The sequence below is a fragment of the Parabacteroides leei genome, assembly GCF_023369805.1.
In the GTDB taxonomy this organism is placed as follows: domain Bacteria; phylum Bacteroidota; class Bacteroidia; order Bacteroidales; family Tannerellaceae; genus Parabacteroides; species Parabacteroides leei.
Genome location: NZ_JAMBQG010000005.1, coordinates 278,048 through 300,920, shown reverse-complemented (window position 1 = coordinate 300,920; position 22,873 = coordinate 278,048). Strand labels below are relative to the sequence as shown.

Here is a 22,873-nt window from a genome sequence, read left to right as displayed (position 1 = left end):
CTAAGTTTGCTATTCGGTTGATAAGAAATGAGATAGGAATGATAAATATTTTAGGAAAATAATTGCTGGTAAGAAAAGAATGTCTAAATTTGCTGACGATAAAAAACGATCGTTTTTTCTAGTCACTGCTTTTATATCATACTCCCCGCATTAAATCAAGGTTTTCGTACAATTTTCACCCCTATAAAAAAGGGTTGTTTTTGGCATCCCTGCCTATCCGTAAAAAATGGCTGCCTACCCGTCGGAAGCCCGATGCCTACTCGTTTTCGAGCCGATGCCTACCCGTTGGGGAAAAAGGCGTTTTTTCGGAGGCAAATGTTAAAAGCTTCAAAAGCACCAAAAGCCTCTTAGGGTATCTGCGGTACGGGAACGGCCTTTCCCGCTGTCGTTTTCTGAAAATAACCGGCTCCTAATGAAACTATTAACTTATTTTTCTCGGTTGCCAGAAGAAGACGGTCGACCGACGATTTACTGATTTCGCGCACGGTGCCCTCTTCGCGGATCTCCGCCCGCTTAAAACGTTCGGGCATTTCGGCAAAAAGCTTCTGCAAAGTGAAAGGCATCTTATAATGCAGGTTCTTCTTACTCTTTTTCAAGGAAGTGCTCACCAGGTAAGTATGTTGCAGACAAACCGTGCCGATATGGAAAGCAGCATTGAAATCATCATCCGAGATCACCCAATCCTTTTCTTCACTCTTGCTCTCCCCCTTACGTATGGCAGTCAGTACCATACCGATACGGAAGATAGCCAACCGGTAACGCAACACAGCGGAAGCCACATCCTCGTGCCCGAACATACGTACATTATTATATTCATCTTTGAAATAAGCATTCAACCGCTCGCGCTGTGCGCGGCTGAAACGTACCCAGGTTGGATACTTATCCAGATGTACGCCGATATCCAACACCCGTTCGGCCAATCCGTCGAAGTAATGCGCGGCCGCAGGCGTATCGTCTTCCGAGGTAAGCGGACGGTATTCGCCATGCCCGGCAATCTTGTACATCATCAAACGGCTGAACAATCCGCTCTCGGCGGAAGGGATCAGGCGGCTGAACATGCCCGGCGTACCGGTCAACAGCATACTGAGCAAAGGATAGGAAGCCAGCAGCGAACCGTTCGTCTTTGTCGAGTTGCCTACCCGTTCGTGATGGGCCGCCTGGTTCAACAGATAGCCGTAGTTGCCGTAATCCTGAAACAGGGTATTGGTGACGGCCTCTATCTCGGTTTCAAACAGGCAGGAAGCATAATGTTCGTTCGTTTCCAACTGTTCCACCATCCGCGCGAGCGAGGTATAACCGGAGACGTTCAAGTCCATCTGTTTCACCGGATCGGGATTTTCGGGAGCCAACCCAACGGGTTTCTTTCCGCCCGAACGGAGCAACTGCTTCTGATAAAGGTCGTAATCCTCCTTTTTCTTCAGGTATTCCTTCACGCGGTAACGCGAATTATCGTACACGTAACGTTGCCAGGAGGCGATCAACTTGAAGAGAGCCGCCACACAGCCCTTGCCGCTTCCCGACTCGCCGATCACCACGCCATAGAAAGGGGCCTGGTATTCTTTCCTGGCAAACGAACCGAGCACGCGGGGCGTCACGCTGCTCAACAAGGCCAGCGACGACAAAAGCAATATGCTCCGCTCGGTATCGTCGGACGCATATTCCAGGATTTCGAGGACAAGCGGCGGCAACGACTGCAAAAACTCTTTCCGGAAAGGGGGAAGAGATGTTTCATCCGGCTCTATATCAATGCCTTCACCCTCCTGTTCCTCCACGGTTTCATTTCCGGCATTACCGGTGAAGTCTTTGGGGCTTTTGAGGCTTTGCGACGTTTTCCCGTCGGCCGGAGGGCAGTAAGGGTTGGAGCCGTGGGAGCTACGGTAGCGGGCGTAAATATCGGTGACTATGGAGGTGATCTCTTTTTCCGTGAAGTCCGCCCGGGTGTAACGGCGCCGGCATTCGTCGGCCACTTCGCGCTCGTCGAAACCGGCATTGTTCAACACAGACGCCAGTTTGACCACATAGGCATGGCGGTTGCCCGAAATGAAGGAGTTGCCGGCCTCGAACTTTTCCAGGTAATGTTCCAGGCGGTTGTCCGATAAAGTATTATCGGCCGGCGGTGCCTTCGCGGCAATATGTACGACGGCAGCTTGTGCCTTATAGAAGGCAGCGGGGTCGGCACTGACAAAGCAGCTCCGGTTGGGATCTTTGCCGGAGATATCGACTTCGACCCCCGGCAGGTCGGTTTCTATCCGGTGCCGCACGGTTTCGAACGCCTGCAAATGCTGCGGCAGGCCGCTGTCGACCAGCACAAACAGCTTGACTCCTGTACCGGATGCGCTGATGTGCCCGGCCTTCACGTAGGGTAGCTCCCCGGCACGCCGGAGGATATCGGTAGCGGAGCCTGCCACCTTGTCGATATCGACAGTGATGCACTGGCTGTAACTCACCATAAACTCCTGTTTGCGACCGCCTTCCATAACGCCGCCGGCCACGACGAGCGGGAGGTTCTTCTTCCGCCCGTCGCCGCTTTTCTTATCGCCTGCGGCATAAGCGGCCCGCAGGAGGGAGATAGGGGATAGGTATTTTCCACTTTTCACCTGATCAATGTATTGATCCAAAGAGATAGCCTGATGGCTGCGTGTGTCGAATGCAGAGTGGAAGAAGGTACATTCGACGCTTTGTTTTGAGAATTCATTCATGATACGGGTTGTAAGGCAGCGAGGGTACACCGCCGTTAATACTAGTGATAAGATCGCCGGGATCTTTGCATTAAGGTTCGCCCAGGTGGTCGATCAGTACCGCCACCTGCCTGGGGGTGTAGAGTTTCTGAAACTTCACCCAGCCGGCTGCTTCCAGTTTGGCTTTCAGGCCGCGTGAGGTACGTATCCATTCCCACATGCGCTTATAAGCCACCACAGGGGTGCGACCGGGGAAATATAACTGGGCGAATTCGGCAATACCATAAGCCCTTTTGAAATTATTTTTTCCATCACAAACAGTATCCATATACGTTGTATTTAAGCGTTTAACAATGATATAAATATAGTAAATAATACAATAACAGGCAAGCAAAAACCAAGTTATTTTCACAATTTCACCCCACCCCGTTAAACCTTTTTATCGCCCCTTTGTCTATATTCCGATTGAGTTGTGTATATTTACATGCCTATTGATAAGTTTTAAAGTAGATACCATTGAAAATATGACGAAGAGAGTGAAGTGGGGCGTTACCGCCGCAATCCTTCTATTGATTGTAGGAATGATTGTTTATCCACAGATTAAGACCCAGTTGACTGCATCCGGCAAAACGGACGAAGTGGCTCCCGCTCCGGGAACGAGCTTACGGAAGCAGGTATTGAACATTAACGCCGAAGTGCTGAAATTCCAATCACTGACCGACAAAGTTATTAGCACGGGCAGTATTATCCCCGACGAAGAAGTAGACTTATCCTTCGAGTCGTCAGGAAAAGTAGTGAATATCTATTTCACCGAAGGTACGCATGTGAAAGCAGGCGACCTGTTGGCGAAAATCAACGACAAACCTTTACAGGCCCAGTTGAGAAAACTGGAAGCCCAGATCCCCCTGGCAAAAGACCGGGTGTACCGCCAACGCACACTTCTTGAAAAAGATGCCGTCAGCCAGGAGGCTTACGAGCAGGTGACTACCGAATATGAGAAACTGATGGCCGATATCGACTTGGTGAAAGCCAACATCCTGCAAACAGAGCTACGCGCTCCGTTCGACGGGATCATCGGGCTGCGCTCGGTCAGCGAAGGGGCCTATGTCTCTCCCACTACCGTTATCACCAAATTGACGAAGATATCGCCGCTGAAAATCGAGTTCTCCATTCCGGAAAACTATGCGACCGACGTAACCGACGGTACTTCCATCGTCTTCCGCCTGGAAGACTCCAACGGTATGATGCGCGATTACAGCGCCAAAGTATATGCCGTGGAAAGCAAGGTGGATATGTCGACCCGTACCCTGAAAGTGCGTGCCACCTACCCCAACACCAACGAGTCGATCTTCCCCGGACGTTATACCTCGGTGGAGATCACCAAACGCGAAATAAAAGATGCATTGGCTATCCCGAGCGAAGCACTGATCCCCGAAATGGGAAAGAATGTGGTCTACCTGTATAAGAACGGAGTAGCCGAACCGGCGGAAATCACGATCGGGCTGCGTACGGAAAGCCGTGTACAGGTACTTAAAGGTGTACAGCCCGGCGATACATTGATCACCACCGGTGTAATGCAGCTTCGTACCGGTATGCAAGTTACTATTGATAATCTGTATTAAATTCCCCTATGGCAAATATATCGGAAACCAGTATAAACAGGCCGGTACTTTCGACAGTAATGATGCTCGTCATCCTGCTGTTCGGTATGATCGGCTACAAGTTCCTGGGGGTTCGCGAGTTCCCCAGTGTAGACCAGCCTATTATCTCGGTAAACGTATCCTATCCGGGAGCGAATGCCGAGGTTATCATGAACCAGATCACGGAGCCGTTGGAACAGAATATCAACGGTATCCCGGGTATCCGTTCTCTGAGCAGCGTCAGCAGCCAGGGTAGCAGCCGTATCACCGTCGAGTTCGAATTGTCGGTGGATATGGAAACGGCAGCCAACGACGTGCGCGACAAGGTATCGCGTGCCCAGCGCTATCTGCCGCGCGACTGCGACCCTCCTACCGTATCGAAGGCCGATGCCGACGCATCGCCCATCATGCAGATCGGTATCCAGAGTAGCAGGCGTTCGCTGATGGAATTGAGCGAGATCGCCGAGTTGACGGTAAAAGAGCGTTTGCAGACGATCTCGAATGTGAGCGGGGTGGATATCTGGGGACAGAAACGTTACTCCATGCGCCTGTGGCTCGACCCGATCAAGATGGCGGGTTATGGTGTCACACCATTGGACGTGAAGAATGCGGTGGATGCGGAAAACGTAGAGTTGCCCTCCGGTAGTATCGAAGGAAATACGATCGATCTTTCCATCCGCACACTCGGATTGATGCATACGGCCAAAGAATTCGACGACCTGATCATCAAGGAGGACGGTAATAATATCGTCCGTTTCAAGGATGTGGGACGGGCGGAACTGGCCCCGGAAGACCTCCGCAGTATTCTGCGTAAAAACGGCGAACCAATGGTGATCGACGTAATCATCCCCCAGCCGGGAGCCAACCATATCGAAATTGCCGACGAGGCTTACAGACGTATCGAACAGCTGAAGAAAGACCTTCCGGAGGATGTGACGATCGAAATGATATACGACAATACCCGTTTCATCCGCGCCTCCATCGCCGAGGTGGAAGAGACGATCTATGTGGCATTCGCACTGGTGGTATTGATCATCTTCCTGTTCCTGCGCGACTGGCGTGTGACGCTGGTGCCGTGTGTGGTAATTCCGGTTTCCCTTGTCGGGGCTTTCTTTGTGATGTATATATCCGGCTTCTCCATCAACGTATTGACCATGTTGGCCGTCGTGCTCTCGGTAGGATTGGTGGTGGACGATGCGATTGTTGTCGCGGAGAATATTTATGTCCGTATCGAAAAGGGGATGAGTCCGAAAGAGGCGGGTATAGAAGGGTCTAAGGAAATATTCTTTGCGGTAGTATCCACTACGATCACCCTGATCTCCGTATTCCTTCCGATCGTATTTATGGAAGGGATGACCGGACGTCTGTTCAAGGAGTTCAGTATCGTGATTGCAGGTTCCGTGGCGATTTCCTCATTTGTCGCCCTGACTTTTACCCCTATGCTCGCAACCAAGCTGCTGCGCAGGCGGGAAAAGAAGAACTGGCTGTATGTGAAAACCGAACCTTTCTTCGAAGGGTTGAATAATATCTATGCCCGGTCGCTCAATTATTTCCTGAGCCATAAATGGTGGGCGATCCCCATCGTGGTGATCCTGTTCGGTTCGATCGGGTATTTCTGGAAAACGATCCGGTCGGAATTGTCACCGCTGGAAGACCGTTCGTCCATCTCGATCAATATGCGTGCACAGGAAGGGGCTACCTTCGAGTTTATCCGAGATTATTCCGACCGGATAGCGGAACTGGCCGACTCTATCGCACCCGAGCGTAAGTTCCTGACCAACCGTTCGTCGAGCAGTAACGCAAATATCAGCGTGATCCTGCCGGACATCAAAGAACGCGAACGTTCGCAGATGGAAATAGCCGAGCATCTTTCGGCGGCGGTAAGGAAAGAGACACAGGCCCGTGCATTCGTACAGCAGCAGTCCACTTTCGGAGGACGCCGCGGTGGTATGCCTGTGCAGTATGTATTGCAGGCACCCAGCCTGGAGAAACTGGCGGAACACCTGCCGGCTTTCATGCTGAAGGTAAACGAAAGTCCCGTATTCCAGATGGCGGACGTGAACCTGAAGTTCACCAAGCCGGAAACGCGTATCGAGATCGACCGCGACAAGGCTTCTTCATTGGGAGTAAGTACCCGTAACATCGCCCAGACATTGCAGTATGCGTTGAGCGGACAGCGTATGGGCTATTTCTATATGAACGGTAAACAGTATCAGATATTGGGAGAGATCAACCGTCAGCAGCGTAACACGCCGCTCGACCTGAAATCCATCTATGTACGTAGCGACAACGGGGATATGATCCAGCTGGATAACCTCGTCGCCCTGCATGAAGATGTGGCGCCGCCGCAGTTGTACCGCTACAACCGCTTTGTGTCGGCAACGGTTTCCAGTGGCCTGAACAAAGGATATACGATTGGCGACGGTCTGGACGAAATGGATCGTATCGCGTCTGAAACATTGGACAACAGTTTCCGTACGGCTCTTTCGGGCGAGTCGAAAGAGTTTCGCGAGAGTTCATCCAGTTTGATGTTCGCCATGATCCTGGCTTTGTTGATGATCTACCTGGTGCTTGCCGCCCAGTTCGAGAGTTTCAAAGATCCGCTGGTGGTGATGTTCACCGTGCCGCTGGCCATTGCCGGGGCATTGATGTTTATGAGTTACTCGGGCATCACAATGAATATATTCAGTCAGATCGGTATCATTATGTTGATCGGCCTGGTGGCGAAGAACGGTATCCTGATCGTGGAGTTTGCCAACCAACGCCAGGAGGCGGGGCTGAGTATGGCGGAAGCGATCCGTTCGGCATCGACACAGCGTCTGCGTCCGATCCTGATGACAAGCGTGTCTACCATCCTCGGATTGGTTCCGCTGGTATATGCGACGGGCGAAGGGGCACAGGGACGTATTGCGATGGGTGTCGCCGTAGTAGGCGGTATGTTAGTTTCGACATTCCTTACCTTGTTTATCGTTCCGGCAATGTATAGTTTTATCTCAACAGACAGAGCAAAAAAGATATGAAAAGATTGGCAATAATCATACTGGCAGCATCTGCTACCCTGGGTGTAAAGGCGCAGGAAGTATACAGCCTCAGACAATGTATCGAAACGGGACTGGAGCGCAACTACTCCATCCGCATCATACGAAACGAACAACAGATTAGCGACAACAACGCTACGCCGGGTAATGCCGGTTATCTGCCTACCGTGGATATGAGCGGCGGGTTCAGCGGCTCGGTGAACAACAACCGTAACAAGCTGACCGACGGCACCACCGAAAAGCAAAACGGCGTCAACAGCGAAACCGGCAACATAGGCCTGAACGTGAACTGGACCGTATTCGACGGCTTCGGCATACAAGCCGAGTATTCGCGCTTGAAAGAGTTACAGCGGATGGGCGAACTGAACACCCGCATGACGATAGAGGATTTCGTGGCAGACCTTTCCAGTGAGTATTACAACCGTATCCGCCAGAATATCCGTCTGCGTAACCTGCGTTCTTCCCTCGATCTTTCCCGCGAACGTGTCCGTATCGCGGAAGAGAGGTATCATATCGGTTCCGGCTCACGCATGGACTTGCAACAGGCACAGGTCGACTTCAACTCCGACAGTTCGAAGGTTTTAAACCAGCTGGAGGTGGTCAACACCTCGCGCATCCGGCTTAATGAGCTGATGGCACTCGAAAATGTAGAGGAGAACATCGCTATCAAAGACTCGGTGATCTATCCGAATATCTTCCTGGATGAAGTGGAGCTATGGAAAAGCACGATAGAATCGAACGCCTCGCTCCTAATTGCACAGAAAAACAAAACGCTCTCCGAACTGGATTACAAAAAGGTTAAAAGCCGCAACTACCCCTACGTAAAACTGAATGCCGGCTATGGCTACACCGCCAACTGGTATGAGGTGGGGAGCACCGACCTGCAACAACGCCTGGGCCTCAATTACGGCATAACCGTCGGGCTGAGTCTGTTCGACGGATTGAACCGCCGCCGCGAACGCCGCAACGCCCGCATCGAGATCGAGAACAAGGAGCTACGGATGCAGGAACTGGAACTGGCCTTGCGTGCGGATATGAGTAACCTCTGGATGGCTTACCAGAATAACCTCGACCTGTGGAGCCTGGAAAAGGAAAACCTGGTCGTCGCACAAGAGAACTACCGTATTGCCATCGACCGGTACAAATTGGGTGAGCTTTCGGGTATCGAACTGCGTGAAGCGCAAAACAGCTTGTTGGAAGCGGAAGAACGCCAGTCCATCGCCGAATACTCCACCAAGCTATGCGAAGTATCTTTGCTGCAACTGAGCGGGCAGATACTGACTTATGTGGCTCCGGAACCGGAGAAAGCTAGCCAATAATCTGCCACAGTATCAATTAAACATATAACGTATACCTATCTACATCTACCAGCAGTTACTGCTACTCTGAACAACACTTAAGGTATGAGTGGGAAGCAGTAACTGCCCGTTATCGGTCAAAGCCTTATGCCGAGAGATAAGCTTATCTTCACAGACACAAAACCAAGTGTTATCCACAAAAATACTTGAGAATACTCATCAAAAACAAAGAATATTTCTGTAATTTTGGAACGAGATTGCATAGCGTAATGAACACCATGACATGATAAAGATATTACTGTTAACCGATTTTTCCAGCGGCTATAGCAGATCACTTCTGGAAAATGTAGTCAGATATGCAAGGGAAGTAGGTCCCTGGGCATTTTACCGAATGCCTTTATATTTCAGGGAACTTTACGGTGATGAAGGAGTCGTAGAGTGGGCAAAAAAATGGGGAGCGGATGCCATCATCGCCCAATTCACAGATATAGACCTGTCTGTTCTGAACCAGCTGCACATACCAATCATCGTCCAAAACTACAAAGAACGAAGCCCTGGTATTTCCAACCTGACCGGTGACTATTTCGGGACCGGTGTTATAGCAGCTAACTTTTTCCTGCACAAAGGATATAAATCGTTTGCCTACTACGGACTGACGGATACAGTATGGGGACGTGAACGAGGCGAAGGTTTTAAGAAGGCTGTTAGTAGCCAGGGGTATGACGTTTATGAGTTCAGTAACCGGAAACGGATACCCCGTGAAAAATGGAGCTTTGATGTAGAGCTCGTAAGCAGATGGCTACAAAGCTTGCCCAAACCGGTAGCACTTTTCGCCTGCGATGACTATTATGCCTTGCAAATCACCGAAGTCTGTAAAATGTATGATATCAGTATTCCCGAAGAAATTGCAGTCCTGGGAGTAGATAATGACAAACTGTTGTGTAATATTTCCGACCCTCAATTGTCATCTATAGAATTGGATATCGAGAACGGAGGTTATGAAGCAGGGAAACTGATTCACCAGTTCATCGAAAAAAAGATCGTTACCCCCGTCGATATCATCATAAAGCCGGTACGAATTGTTCCTCGTGCTTCCACCGAACGTTTTGCTGTTTCCGACAAATATATCGAACAACTGTTACATTATATAGATAACAACCACCGGGATCCCCTGTCTATAGACGACCTTATCCGGATGGTCCCCTTTTCAAGACGTGTTCTGGAGAAAAAGTTCAAAAGGGAAACAGGTACATCTGTCTGTCAATATATTCAGGAACTGCGTATAGAAAAATTTGCCGATTTATTGGTTACAACTGATCTACCGTTGGTAGAAGCCGCTGCTAAAGCCGGTTTTACGGATTACAAGAATATTTCCCGAATATTTACAAAGATAAAGGAGATGACTCCCTTTCAATATCGGAAACGATTTACTTCTAAAAACAAATAAAAGATGTACCGACTTTCTATCCAATCCATTCGTTTTTTGAGGATTTTATTTCGCAATCAGCATATAAAAAGAAGAATCATTCTACTTACTTTGTACTGTTTGAACAATAAAGACAGTGCCATATGAAAACAATATCAGCATCACACGGAAAAAAAGCAGTCCGCAGGCTCATTAGCAACGGAAAATTAATCCAGACTGACAATATTCTGGAAAATGGTTATATCATCATTGAAAATGATATGATAACTGCTATTGGCACAGGCCAGCCGTCATCGGATGATATCGATGAAATCATCGATGCCGGACAACAGTATATATCTCCCGGATTCATCGACCTTCATACACATGGAGCAGGAGGCGCCGATTTCATGGACGGTACGGTAGATGCTTACCTTACCGTAGCCAACACACATGCCCGCTACGGTACAACCGCCCTTTTACCCACCACACTGACCTGTCCTGACGAGGAGCTCTTCCACACTTTTGAAATCTACCGCCAGGCAAAAAGACAAAACACGAAAGGTGCAAAGTTTCTGGGCATCCATCTGGAAGGTCCGTACTTCGCCTATAGCCAACGTGGTGCGCAAGATCCCGCCAATCTAAAGACACCGACTCCCGAACATTACACCAGTATATTGAATGCCACTGACGATATCATTCGTTGGAGTATAGCCCCCGAACTCGACGGTGCCCTCTACTTGGGTAAACTATTGAAAAAAAAACAAATAATCCCATCCGTCGGACATACGGATGCCATTTGTGAAGAGGTCATGGAAGCCTATAAGGCCGGATACTCCCTGATGACGCACCTCTACTCAGGTATGCAGACCGTTATCCGCCGGAATGCACTCCGTTATGCGGGCGCTGTAGAAGCCGCTTTCTTACTGGAGGATATGGATGTAGAAATCATTGCCGACGGTATTCACCTCCCCAAAAGCTTGCTTCAACTTATACATAAATTCAAAGGAGCAGACAGAATAGCATTGGTTACCGATTCCATGCGCGGCGCCGGAATGCCGGAAGGGATATATAAATTAGGAAGTTTAAAGGAAGGACAAACTGTAATGGTAGAAGAGGGAGTAGCCAAACTACTCGACCGAAGTGCTTTTGCCGGCAGCGTGGCAACTGCAGACCGTCTGGTCCGGACAATGGTTCAACTGGCAGAAGTCTCCTTAACAGATGCAGTAAAAATGATGACGGCAACGCCGGCCCGTATTCTTCATATGGAAAACAGGATCGGTTCTTTAGAAGTAGGTAAAACGGCTGATATTCTTTTATTCGACAATCAGATCAGGATATCACGTACCATCATAAACGGACAGACGGTTTACCAAGCATAACTTCTTCCCAGACATTATTACTGGCCTCTCCATTCTGACGCATTTTGAGGATTTTATTTCGCAAGATGGGAGAAAATGAATAATTCATCCTTTTACTTTTGTCGTATTGAGATTCATTTAAAATTAATCAGTATGACAACGAGACGCAGTTTTATAAAAAAAGCAGTAGCCGGTACGGCTATGTTATCATTCGGTGGCGTGTTGCCTGGGTTCAGTGCAAAAAGTTATGCAAACATAGTAGGAGCAAACGACCGGATCCTGATCGGTTGCATAGGAGTAAACTCCCGTGGAGCCGCTTTAGCCCGGAATTTTGCCAAGCAAGAAAACTGCATGGTAAAACACATTTGTGATGTTGACTCCAGGGCTTTAGACAAGTGTATCACAGAAGTTACAAACACCAGCAACACAACTCCGAAAGGATATAAAGACCTGCGTCTTATGCTTGAAAAGAAAGACTTGGATGCTGTAGTAATAGCAACTCCGGACCATTGGCATGCCCCGGCAGCCTTACTGGCAATGAAAGCCGGAAAGCATGTTTACCTTGAAAAACCATGCAGCCACTCTCCAGAAGAAGGCGAAATATTGATCCAAGCCGCACAAAAATACGACAAGGTCGTACAGATGGGAAACCAACGCCGTTCATGGCCCAATGTTGTGGAAGCGATCAATGAGATCAAATCCGGAACAATAGGAAAAGTTTATTTCGGCAAATCATGGTATACGAACAACCGTGCCCCTATAGGCAAAGGAAAAGAAGTTCCCGTCCCCGACTGGCTCGATTGGGACTTGTGGCAGGGACCGGCCCCACGAACAACCTACAAGGATAATATCATTCATTATAACTGGCACTGGTTCTGGCAATGGGGCACCGGTGAAGCCTTAAACAACGGAACCCATATGATAGACCTGCTACGATGGGGTATGGAAGTGGATTACCCGACTTCCGTACAATCCACGGGGGGACGTTACTATTATCAAGACGACTGGGAAACTCCTGACACACAAGTCATCAATATAAATTTCGGAGACAAGAAGTCAATAATCTGGGAAGGACACTGTTGCAATGCTTTTAAAATAGAAGGCAATTCCGTCGGTGCACTTTTCTACGGGGAGAAAGCCAACCTGCTAATCGGAGGAGGTAATTATTACAAAATCATGGACCATAAAAACCAGATCATCCGCGAGGTGGAAAGTAAGATACAAACCGATCCCCGCAACCGAATGGATCCGGCGCAACAATTGGATGCAATCCATATCCAAAACTTCTTCGATGCAATCAAAAAAGGAGAAAAGCTAAATGCGGGAATAGAGTCCGGCCACATAAGTACATTACTCGTCCAGTTGGGAAATATAGCCCAATGTTCAGGAGAAAAACTGGAAACAGATCCGACTAACGGACATATCAGAAACAAACAAATTGCGGATAAATACTGGGGAAGAACTTATCAAGAAGGATGGGAGGTAAAATTATGACAAACAATTATCATGCAACAGAAAAAAGACAAGTCATAACAGGAATCATTATCATCGGAATCGTATTCTTTATCATAGGCTTTGTATCATGGGTCAACTCGATACTGATTCCTTACTTCAGGATTGCCTGCGAATTGACAAATTATCAATCATATTTTGTTACATTCGCTTTCTATATAGCCTATCTCATCATGTCGGTTCCGGTTGCCTACCTGTTAAAAAAGACAGGATACAAAAAAGGGATGATGTACGGCTTCTTTTGTCTGGCAGCAGGAGCTTTGCTATTTGTACCCGCTGCACTGGACAGAGTATACTGGATATTCCTTACCGGCCTATTCACGATGGGTACAGGATTGTCAGTTCTGCAAGCTGCAGCAAATCCATATATCACGATCATCGGTCCCATTGAAACAGCAGCCCGGCGCATCAGCATAATGGGTGTATGCAACAAGTTCGCCGGTATCGTTTCACCTATCATCTTTGCTGCAGTCGTGTTGGGGAAAAGCCAGAATATCCTGACACTCGTCGAATCCGGACTCCTCAACGGCATGGAAAAGGAAGCAGCACTCGATGAACTCATACGTGGAGTTATACTTCCTTACAGCATACTTAGCCTCACCCTTCTCACAATCGGATTGTTTATCTATAAATCAAAATTACCGGACATCAACCCTGAAGAGGAGAATGAAGAGGTAGCAACCGCCAATTGTGGAAAAACCTCCGTCTTTCAATTCCCCTACCTGCTACTCGGCGTATTGGCCCTGTTCCTGCATGTCGGGACACAAGTTGTGGCCATAGATACAATCATCAGTTATGCAGGTTCTATGGGCGTAGGACTTTTGAACGCTAAGTTCTTTCCTTCCTATACGCTTGGAGCAACAATTCTGGGCTACCTGCTGGGAATCCTGTTGATCCCGCGTTTTATATCCCAGAAAAATGCATTGATCGTTTGTACGATTTTAGGACTCGTCCTCTCACTGGGAGTAATTTTCACCCATACGAATATTTCCCTACTAGGACATAATGCAGGTTTATCCATCTGGTTACTGGCTTCCCTCGGTTTACCGAACTCTTTGATATATGCTGGTATCTGGCCCCACGCCATCCGGAATCTAGGGCGTTTCACCAAAATTGGTTCATCCATGCTGGTTATGGCATTATGCGGAAATGCCATCCTTCCCCTTGTTTACGGCAAACTGGCAGACATGACTTCTTTGCAAGCTGGATATTGGGTATTGATACCTTGCTATTTATATCTGATATGGTATGCCGTCTGGGGATATCGCATCGTAAGTTGGTCATCAAAAGTATAAATACAAGCACCGACTTCCTATAGCCTAATAACAGTTTCTTCCTGATGAAACAAATGTTTCACCTAAGAGGAACAAATGTTTCACCAGCATGAAACAAGTGAAACAAACGGAAAGATCACGTTAGCTAACAGTATAAATCTAAAATAGTCAATATGATAAATTTAAAAAAGAACAAGCTTACTGTACAGGTATTCCCTGACAGGCAATCTATGGGAAAAAGTGCGGCATCGGATGTTGCGCAGGCTATATGCAAATTATTAAAAGAGAAGGAAGAGATCAATATGATCTTTGCCGCCGCTCCCTCACAAAATGATTTCCTAGCAGCACTCATTGCTGATAAATCGATCGTATGGAACCGGATCAACGCTTTCCACATGGATGAGTATATCGGATTAGATCCCAATGCTCCGCAAGGGTTCGGCAATTTCCTGAGTGAACATATATTCTCGAAAGTAGCCTTCAAACAGGTCTATTATATACAAGTGAAGAAAGACGGTTTTGAAGCCGAATGCGAACGCTATACCCACCTGCTGTCTGAACGAGCGATCGATATCGTTTGTATGGGAATAGGGGAAAACGGACATATCGCTTTCAACGATCCGCATGTAGCCGATTTCAACGACAAAGACTGGATGAAGGTAGTCGACCTTGCCCCCCAATGCAGGGAACAGCAGGTGCACGACGGTTGTTTTCAATCTCTCGACGAAGTCCCCACACAAGCATTCACGCTCACCATCCCGATCCTGATGTCTGCAGCATATACATTCTGTATCGTCCCAGCCTCCACAAAGGCAGAGGCTGTTTACAATACCTTATATGCTCCTCTATGTGAAGAATATCCCTCTACGATCCTGCGCGAAAAAGAAAACGCCCGGTTATATCTGGATATGGAGAGCGCTTCGCTTCTACCTGTAGAAATACAGGAAAATAATTAACAAATCCCTAAAAAGAACAGCTTATGAAACGGAATGTATTATTATTGCTCGTTATCCAGTTTCTTGCCATAACTTCACTTCATCCGCAAGAGATCATCCGATTAGGCATTATCGGACTGGACACCTCTCACTCCGAAGCTTTTATCAAATTAATAAACGGAGAGAGCCCGCAACCAGATTATACCGGTTTCAAAATAGTAGCCGCCTATCCATACGGTTCCAGAACCATCGAGTCCAGTTATAGCCGCATTCCCCAATATACGGAAACAGCCCGGAAACACGGAGTAAGTATAACTTCATCGATCTCGGAACTTCTGAAAGAGGTAGACTGTGTATTGTTAGAAACAAATGATGGGACTTTGCACCTCGAACAGGCAAAAGAAGTGATAAATAATGGTAAACCCCTATTCATCGATAAACCGGTTGCTGCACAGTTATCCGATGTACTGAGTATCTACGGAATGGCAGAAAAAAAACAGGTTCCCATTTTTTCATCATCGGCATTACGCTTTTCCCCCCGGAACTTGGAATTAAGAGCCGGAAACGGACCGGAAGGGAAAGTCGCCGGTGCAGACTGCTACTCTCCCTGTACGAACGAACCCTCACACGCCGGATTTTTCTGGTATGGAATTCATGGAATAGAAATATTGTATACGCTGATGGGGATCGGATGTACATCTGTCTCCTGCACCTCGAACGAAAGCACAGACCTGGCTGTCGGACTATGGGAAGACGGAAGAATAGGAACCTTTCGCGGGCTACGGAACAGTGCACATACATACGGTGGTACGGCAATCTGTACAAAGAAAGTTGTACCCGCCGGAGGATATGAAGGCTACGAAGGACTGTTGAAGTCCATCCTTACTTTTTTCCGTACGGGCATAGCACCTGTCAGTAAAGAGGAAACGATAGAGATATACACATTCATGGAAACAGCCAATGAAAGTATCCGGCAAGGCGGCAAGCCTGTGAATACAATAGATATTTATGAAAAAGCATTATCCTCAGCAAAGGATTAGGAAGTTTATTAATCTTAAAAGTACGATGGTATGAAAAAAATCAACAATGCAAAAAGACTGGTATTAAATCTATTAGTTATGGCCTTCCTGCTTACGACCATAGTACCGGTTTTCGCAGAAGAAACAATGAACAACACTTCTGCTATCGAGCAAAAACAAACAGTAACAGGTACCGTCACCGACAACAACGGTGATGCGATACCAGGTGTAAATGTAATGGAAAAAGGGACTACCAACGGAGTGATAACCGATGTCAACGGCCAATACAGCATAAGTGTAACGAATGAAAATTCGGTGTTGGCCTTTTCTTTCATCGGATATGTCACCAAAGAAGTTCCCGTAAAAAAACAAAGGACCATCAATGTATCCCTAACAGAAGAAGTATTGAATCTGGAAGAAGTAGTCGTTGTGGGCTATGGTGTCCAAAAGAAAAGAGACCTGACAGGTGCAGTGACCCAAGTTAAGGCTACTTCACTGGAAAAGGAACGTCCGGCTACCGTACAAGACATATTGAGAGCAAATGTTGCCGGATTGAATATCGGGCTCGACAACTCAGCCAAAGGAGGCGGTAGTATGGAAATTCGCGGGAAACGCTCCATCAAAGCCAGCAACGAACCTTTATTGGTTGTAGACGGTATTATTTACTACGGCAGTCTCGATGAGATCAATCCCAATGATATCGCCCAGATCGACGTTTTGAAAGATGCAAGTTCGGCAGCCGTATACGGAGCGAAATCAGCAGCCGGTGTCGTGCTGATTACAACGAAAAAAGGATCTGCCGAAAAACCTACCGTTCAATTCAATGCCAGCGTAGGTATCGCAACCCTGGCAAAGAAGATGGACGTATACAATCCCAAAGAATACCTCGCCTGGAGGGAAAATGTACAGGAAAGCATTTTCGAAGATCATAAACCGGGCGAATTCTCGAACCCGAACAATCTCCCGGCAGGAGTAACCCTGGAAGACTGGATCTCCTACCGCCCCACTACCGGCAATTATGAATACGATTGGCTGGTCCGACTAGGATTATTTGAACCGGAAATCGATAATTATTTCGCCGGAAGAACATTCGACTGGTATGATGAGACCTACCAGAAAGCATTTCGCCAGGATTACAATGTCAATATCTCCGGAAAGAAAGATAAAGTAAGTTACTACTGGTCACTAGGATATCTTAACAACGAGGGTATCGTTATCGGCGATAAATACAAATCCTATAGAAGCCGCCTGAAACTGGATTTCGACGTCACCAGTTGGTTCTCCGCCGGTGTGAACGTACAATATTCTTACCGCGACCAGGGAGCCATTCCACGTAGTGTAAACCAGATATGGGCAAATACCCCTTACTCCACTCCTACTGATCTGGATGGAAATCCAATGCTTTATCCGACAGGAATAGACAACGCAAGTTCCATCAACTCGGCCTACAATGATTCATTCATTGACCGTTCCGCTATACGTAACTCCTTCACCGGGACAATGTATGCAAAAATCAAACTACCATTCGGTATTTCATACCAGGTGAATTTCTCTCCGCGCCTGTTACTGTACAACTACAGGAACCACCGTTCGTCACAGCATCCCGTATGGAAATCTTTCGGAGGAGATGCCGAACGAAGAAGTGAAATGGCATATAACTGGCAGGTGGACAATCTGATCCGTTGGGAACATACCTTTGCAAACAAACACCAGATGGAAGTCACGTTATTACAGAATGCCGAGGAAAACCAAGCCTGGCAGGAAATACAGACTACCCAGCAATTTGCACCCAGTGACGTGTTGGGATATCATCGGATGCAGGCGGGTACAGTCCCCGCCATTTCATCCAACGATACCAGAAATACAGGGGACGCCCTGATGGGCCGTGTGTTTTACTCATTCGACAAGAAATACATGCTTACAGCCTCCATCAGACGTGACGGTTACTCTGCATTCGGTGTATCCAACCCACATGCCACCTTCCCTTCCGTTGCCCTAGGATGGGTGTTTACAGAAGAACCGTTTTTCAAATTTTCTGCAATGGATTTCGGTAAGCTCCGTGTCTCATGGGGTAAGAACGGGAACAGGGATATCGGTATGTATGCTGCTTTAGCAGAAATGAATACCGACCAGTATCTATACCAGACGCTAAACGGTAATATTAATTTATCGAACTCTGTATATGTAAAAACAATGGCTAATAAAAACCTGAAATGGGAAACAACGAGCTCCTTTAACTTCGGTCTCGACTTCGGTATTCTCGACAGCCGCATTTCAGGAAATATCGATGTATACAAAATGACGACCTCCGACTTACTGATTAACCGCAGTCTGACAGAAACGATCGGCTTCGGTGAAGTAATGGCCAACCTGGGTGAAGTACAGAATACCGGGTTTGAGATCGCTTTGAGAACGCTCAATATTGATAACAGGAACTTCCAGTGGAATACCACCTTCAACTTTTCCCTGAACAGGAACAAAGTAAACCATCTATACGGTGATTACGAAAACATTCTGGATGACAACGGAAATGTAGTCGGCCGGAAAGAGATGGACGATATCAAAAACGAATGGTTTATCGGGAAGGATATCAGTTCTATCTGGACATATAATGTAACCGGTGTATGGCAGGAAAACGAAGCTGAACAAGCCGCAGAGTACGGTCTCCGACCCGGCGACATGAAGATCAAGGATGTGGACGGTAATAAGATTTACGATAACAATGACAAGGAATTCCTTGGCTACAAGACCCCACGTTTCCGTTGGACCCTGCGTAATGAATTCACCCTATTCAAAAACTGGAATCTCTCTTTTATGCTCTATTCATATTGGGGACATAAGGCTCCTTACCAGCGTGCAAAACATTTTGAAGCAGGCACACTGACAAAAACAAACTACTTCAAAATCCCATACTGGACTGCCGAAAACCCGACGAACGAATATGCCCGCCTGTATTCGGATGATAAAAATATCGGTGCTAATTTCTACCGTTCTCTGTCATTCATTCGCTTAGACAATATCTCGGTCGGCTATACCGTACCCAAATCATTCCTGAATAAATTCCATATCGAAGGTATGAACATATACGGTACGATCAAAAATGTCGCATGTTGGGCTCCCGACTGGGAATACTATGATCCCGAAGCCTATAATCCGGACAGCCCGAACACAGTAAGCAGTACCAACCGTACTTACACACTGGGAATCAATGTAACATTCTAATATTTAACTCAATAATACGATTCAGTCATGAAAAAAATAATATATGCAGCACTGACAATAATACTTCTGGCTACAAGTTGTAGCGAATCCTGGTTGGAACCGGATCCACTGTCATTCTATTCACCGGGTAACACCCTGATTGATAAAGAAGGTATGCTGAGCTCCATCACCTCCTGCGACCGTTTATTACGTGAAGAGTTTGTGGGACAGCACGCCCCTCTACTTACCGCTATGATTTTTTCGGAACAATGTGTATTGGGTACAACAGACATCTCCGGACCTGCTCAGAACCTAAATGAGAAAATTCTACCGACAGCCAACAATAACTGGGATCAGACTAATCGCATGTACTGGTATTGGACAAACGATTATTTGGGGATACGCTATGCCAATACCGTTATTACCCGGATAGACGATGCGACATACAGTTCTGAAGCCGAACGTAACAATATTCTGGGTATGGCTTTATGGCACAGAGCCTTCCGGTATTACCGTCTCTGCATGTTATTCAATGACATACCGGCTATCTTCACAGAAGTGGAAACACCAGTCACCAACCTCTGCTCTGTTGAACGCGACGGCATACTAAAGAAGATCAAGTCGGATACGGAGTTCGCAGCTCAATGGGTTGCAGAAAACAATGACAGGGGCCGTGTGTCCAAAGGAGCCTGCTACCAGTTGCTGGCAAAGATATGTCTGACACTGGGTGAATTCGATGAAGCAATAAAGGCAGCCAGTTCCGTCATCAATGACGGACGCTATAGCCTAATGAGCAACCGTTTCGGTATCGATGCCTCTGATAATTCCAAAAATGTTCTTTGGGACTTACACCGCCCACTGAACAAAAACAGTACGGAAAACAAGGAGGTATTATTGGCTACACTCGACCGCTACGAATATCAAACAGCCAAATCCTCCCAAAAAACATTGTCTATGCGCAACTTCGTCCCGTTCTGGGCCAATACGACCAACCGTATACAAACTCCTGACGGGAAACCTGGTATGTCCGACAAACGATTAAAGGAACCCGAGTTGGATTATAACGGCATCTATGGCCGTGGAATCGGACGCTGTCGCCTGACTTGGTACAGTTCGAATGGAGTATGGGACGACAGTAACGACCTGCGCCATGCCCCCGGTAACTGGATGAAAATGACCGATCTCGTCTATAATAATCCGGATCTCAAAGGAACTCCATATTATCACCAACCGATACGTTTATGGAGCGACGACGGACAGCTATTATGTATCGACACGCTAAGAAACTGGGGCGAATGGGCTCATTACAAATTATACATTGAAGAACCCGACGCAGCCACAGCCGCCCAATATAACGGAGGTTATTCGGATATGTACATTATGCGCCTGGCTGAAACTTACCTGTTACGTGCAGAGGCTTATTTATGGAAAGACGATCCTGCTTCGGCAGCCCGCGATATCAATGCAGTACGTACCCGTGCCGGCGCCGCTCCGTTAAATGTTGGAGAAATAAATATGGAAACTCTGTTGGACGAACGTACCCGCGAACTGCTATACGAAGAAAATCGCAAAATCGAGTTAACCCGTATCGCATTGTTATATGCAAGAACAGGTAAGTCCGACTACAAAGGAAGAACCTATAGTATGGCCACATTGTCACAAAATAACTACTTTTACGACCGGATTATGGATAGAGGAAACTTCTATAACAAAGGGGTGAAAGCATTGAATGGGGCAGAATTTAAAATGAGTCCTTACCATATCTGGTGGCCGATACCACAGAACGATATCGATGGTAATTCATCCGGACGAATCAATCAAAACCCCGGATATACAGGAGCAGAGTTGAATATAACACCATTGGCAGAAGTTCCGGAAACAGGCTTATCCACTCTATAAATATCAAATTATAAACAATCATGAATATGAAAAACACATCAACAAATCCTATACATAACCTAAGGTATATATGGATACTGATACTACTTACCTTCGCGTTATGTCCATCTGTTTATTCATCGCCTGAGGCGATGAATAAACAGGATTTCACCATCAAAGGTTTCCACATCGATCTCCGTTGCGAGGTGATGACCATGCCTGCTTTGAAAAGCTTTGCCAAAGAACTGGCTGGCTTCGGCATCAACACGATCATTATGGAATGGGAAGGTTCTTTTCCTTACGACAAACATGCAACCATCTCCAACAAATATGCCTATACACGTGAAGAGGTAAAGTCGTTTATCTCCTACTGTACCTCACTCGGTATCGATGTAATCCCGTTGCAAAACTGTTTCAGCCACTCCGAATACATTCTCCGCCACAACCGATATGCTCATCTGAGAGAAGACAGGAAAGAGGTATCACAGGTATGCCCTTCAAAAATAAACGAATGCAAACCCATATTCACAGAAATATTCAAGGAAATGGCCGAACTGCATCCTTCCCGTTATTTCCATATCGGATGTGACGAAACCTATTTGTTAGGCAGTTGCAAAGCATGTGCTGAAAAAGTACAGAAAGAAGGCAAATCGAAACTCTTTGTCGATTACGTAAAGGCTATGTGCGAAATTGTCGAATCAATGGGAAAGCAACCTGTCCTTTGGGCTGATATCATCCTGAAATACCCGGAAGCACTGAATGAATTACCTAAAGATATTATCTATGTCGACTGGAATTATGGCTGGGACCGTAATCATTTCGGAAATATGGACAACCTGTTCAATGCCGGAGTGACTTTCTGGGGAGCCCCATCCATCCGAAGCCATCCGGATAATATCTATCTGACACAATGGGAAAAACATTTCAACAACCAGAAAACATTTATACCTTATGCCCGCCAAGCCGGTTATCAGGGAATGGTCATGACTTCCTGGTCCACATCCGGAACTTATGGGTTCAGTTACGATACCGGCTGGGAAGTCATCGAAATGTTTCCTGTCAGATATGTATATCCGTTATCAGGCTTCCGAATCCTGGTTGCAGCCTACGGGGAATCTCTAAAAAACAACACTCCTATCGACCCGCAGACATTTGTCGTTAAATACGGGCAGGAACGCTTCGGTTTTACTTCACAAGAAAGCGAAATACTGTGGCAAGCACTGAAAGCACCACAGGAAACGGTCACTCGAGGAAAAGATCCCAAAGGAAAATCTGTCCAAGAGATGAAAACTGATGCCATTGCCGTGCAAAGACAATTATCTGCATTGCAACCGAAAAAAAATAATACAGAGTTCGAGCATTTGCGTCTAATGAACGATATACGCGTACAATACCTGATTTTTAAGGAGATAGAAAACAGATACCAGTCAGACCGATTTGAACGGAAGAGTACTAAAACATTCCTGAAAGAACTGGAGCCGCTGATCCGGGAAGCAAAGATGCTGGACAAACGTTTCCTCACCTTGAACAAAGGATTTCTACACGACGAAGAGATCGCAGAAATAAACCGTACACGCAATGAGAAATTATATACGATGTTCGAAACACTGAATAGAATCGTAAATTAAACCTTA

General features: G+C 46.9%; 14 protein-coding genes. 12 read left to right on the top strand and 2 right to left on the bottom strand.

What is annotated here, in order from left to right; translation table 11 throughout:
• Positions 1-347: 347 nt before the first annotated feature.
• Together M1P97_RS10160 and M1P97_RS10155 are read right to left on the bottom strand one after the other, a co-directional pair.
• A complete protein-coding gene (locus M1P97_RS10160) occupies positions 348-2,699 on the bottom strand; it encodes a DUF3987 domain-containing protein (protein ID WP_249389011.1) in 2,352 nt (783 codons plus the stop codon).
• A gap of 70 nt (positions 2,700-2,769) precedes the next feature.
• Positions 2,770-3,006 (bottom strand): DUF4248 domain-containing protein, encoded by a 237-nt coding sequence (locus M1P97_RS10155; protein WP_249389010.1) that lies wholly within the window; start codon positions 3,004-3,006, stop codon positions 2,770-2,772.
• Between the two features lie 196 nt (positions 3,007-3,202).
• On the opposite strand from M1P97_RS10155, the gene M1P97_RS10150 reads away from it, so the two are divergent.
• From M1P97_RS10150 to M1P97_RS10095, 12 genes are all read left to right on the top strand, one after another.
• A complete protein-coding gene (locus M1P97_RS10150) occupies positions 3,203-4,300 on the top strand; it encodes an efflux RND transporter periplasmic adaptor subunit (RefSeq protein WP_195370322.1) in 1,098 nt (365 codons plus the stop codon).
• Between the two features lie 8 nt (positions 4,301-4,308).
• Entirely contained in the window at positions 4,309-7,338 is a 3,030-nt protein-coding gene (locus M1P97_RS10145; protein ID WP_195370323.1) for an efflux RND transporter permease subunit, read from the top strand.
• Positions 7,335-8,675, top strand: a complete 1,341-nt coding sequence (locus M1P97_RS10140; protein ID WP_249389009.1) for a TolC family protein — start codon at positions 7,335-7,337, stop codon at positions 8,673-8,675. Before M1P97_RS10145 ends, M1P97_RS10140 begins: the two co-directional genes overlap by 4 nt.
• 262 nt (positions 8,676-8,937) lie before the next feature.
• The gene (locus tag M1P97_RS10135; protein WP_249389008.1) at positions 8,938-10,101 is read left to right on the top strand and encodes an AraC family transcriptional regulator; all 1,164 of its coding nucleotides are present in this window, start codon (positions 8,938-8,940) and stop codon (positions 10,099-10,101) included.
• A gap of 122 nt (positions 10,102-10,223) precedes the next feature.
• Entirely contained in the window at positions 10,224-11,441 is a 1,218-nt protein-coding gene (gene nagA, locus M1P97_RS10130; protein ID WP_249389007.1) for an N-acetylglucosamine-6-phosphate deacetylase, read from the top strand.
• 132 nt (positions 11,442-11,573) lie between these two features.
• On the top strand, positions 11,574-12,914 hold the full coding sequence (locus tag M1P97_RS10125; protein ID WP_249389006.1) for a Gfo/Idh/MocA family protein: 1,341 nt from the start codon (positions 11,574-11,576) through the stop codon (positions 12,912-12,914).
• On the top strand, positions 12,911-14,227 hold the full coding sequence (locus tag M1P97_RS10120) for a sugar MFS transporter (protein ID WP_249389005.1): 1,317 nt from the start codon (positions 12,911-12,913) through the stop codon (positions 14,225-14,227). The genes M1P97_RS10125 and M1P97_RS10120 overlap by 4 nt, the downstream gene beginning before the upstream one ends.
• A 143-nt stretch (positions 14,228-14,370) precedes the next feature.
• Positions 14,371-15,162, top strand: coding sequence for a 6-phosphogluconolactonase (locus M1P97_RS10115; protein WP_394803898.1), 792 nt, complete (start codon positions 14,371-14,373; stop codon positions 15,160-15,162).
• Between the two features lie 23 nt (positions 15,163-15,185).
• A complete protein-coding gene (locus M1P97_RS10110; RefSeq protein WP_249389003.1) occupies positions 15,186-16,181 on the top strand; it encodes a Gfo/Idh/MocA family protein in 996 nt (331 codons plus the stop codon).
• Positions 16,182-16,211: 30 nt separating this feature from the next.
• Positions 16,212-19,382, top strand: a complete 3,171-nt coding sequence (locus M1P97_RS10105) for a SusC/RagA family TonB-linked outer membrane protein (protein WP_249389002.1) — start codon at positions 16,212-16,214, stop codon at positions 19,380-19,382.
• Positions 19,383-19,409: 27 nt separating this feature from the next.
• Positions 19,410-21,260 carry a RagB/SusD family nutrient uptake outer membrane protein gene (locus tag M1P97_RS10100; RefSeq protein WP_249389001.1) on the top strand — a complete coding sequence of 617 codons (1,851 nt, stop codon included), beginning with the start codon at positions 19,410-19,412 and terminating at the stop codon, positions 21,258-21,260.
• A 26-nt stretch (positions 21,261-21,286) separates the two neighbouring features.
• Positions 21,287-22,867 carry a beta-N-acetylhexosaminidase gene (locus M1P97_RS10095; RefSeq protein WP_249389000.1) on the top strand — a complete coding sequence of 527 codons (1,581 nt, stop codon included), beginning with the start codon at positions 21,287-21,289 and terminating at the stop codon, positions 22,865-22,867.
• Positions 22,868-22,873 lie beyond the last annotated feature (6 nt).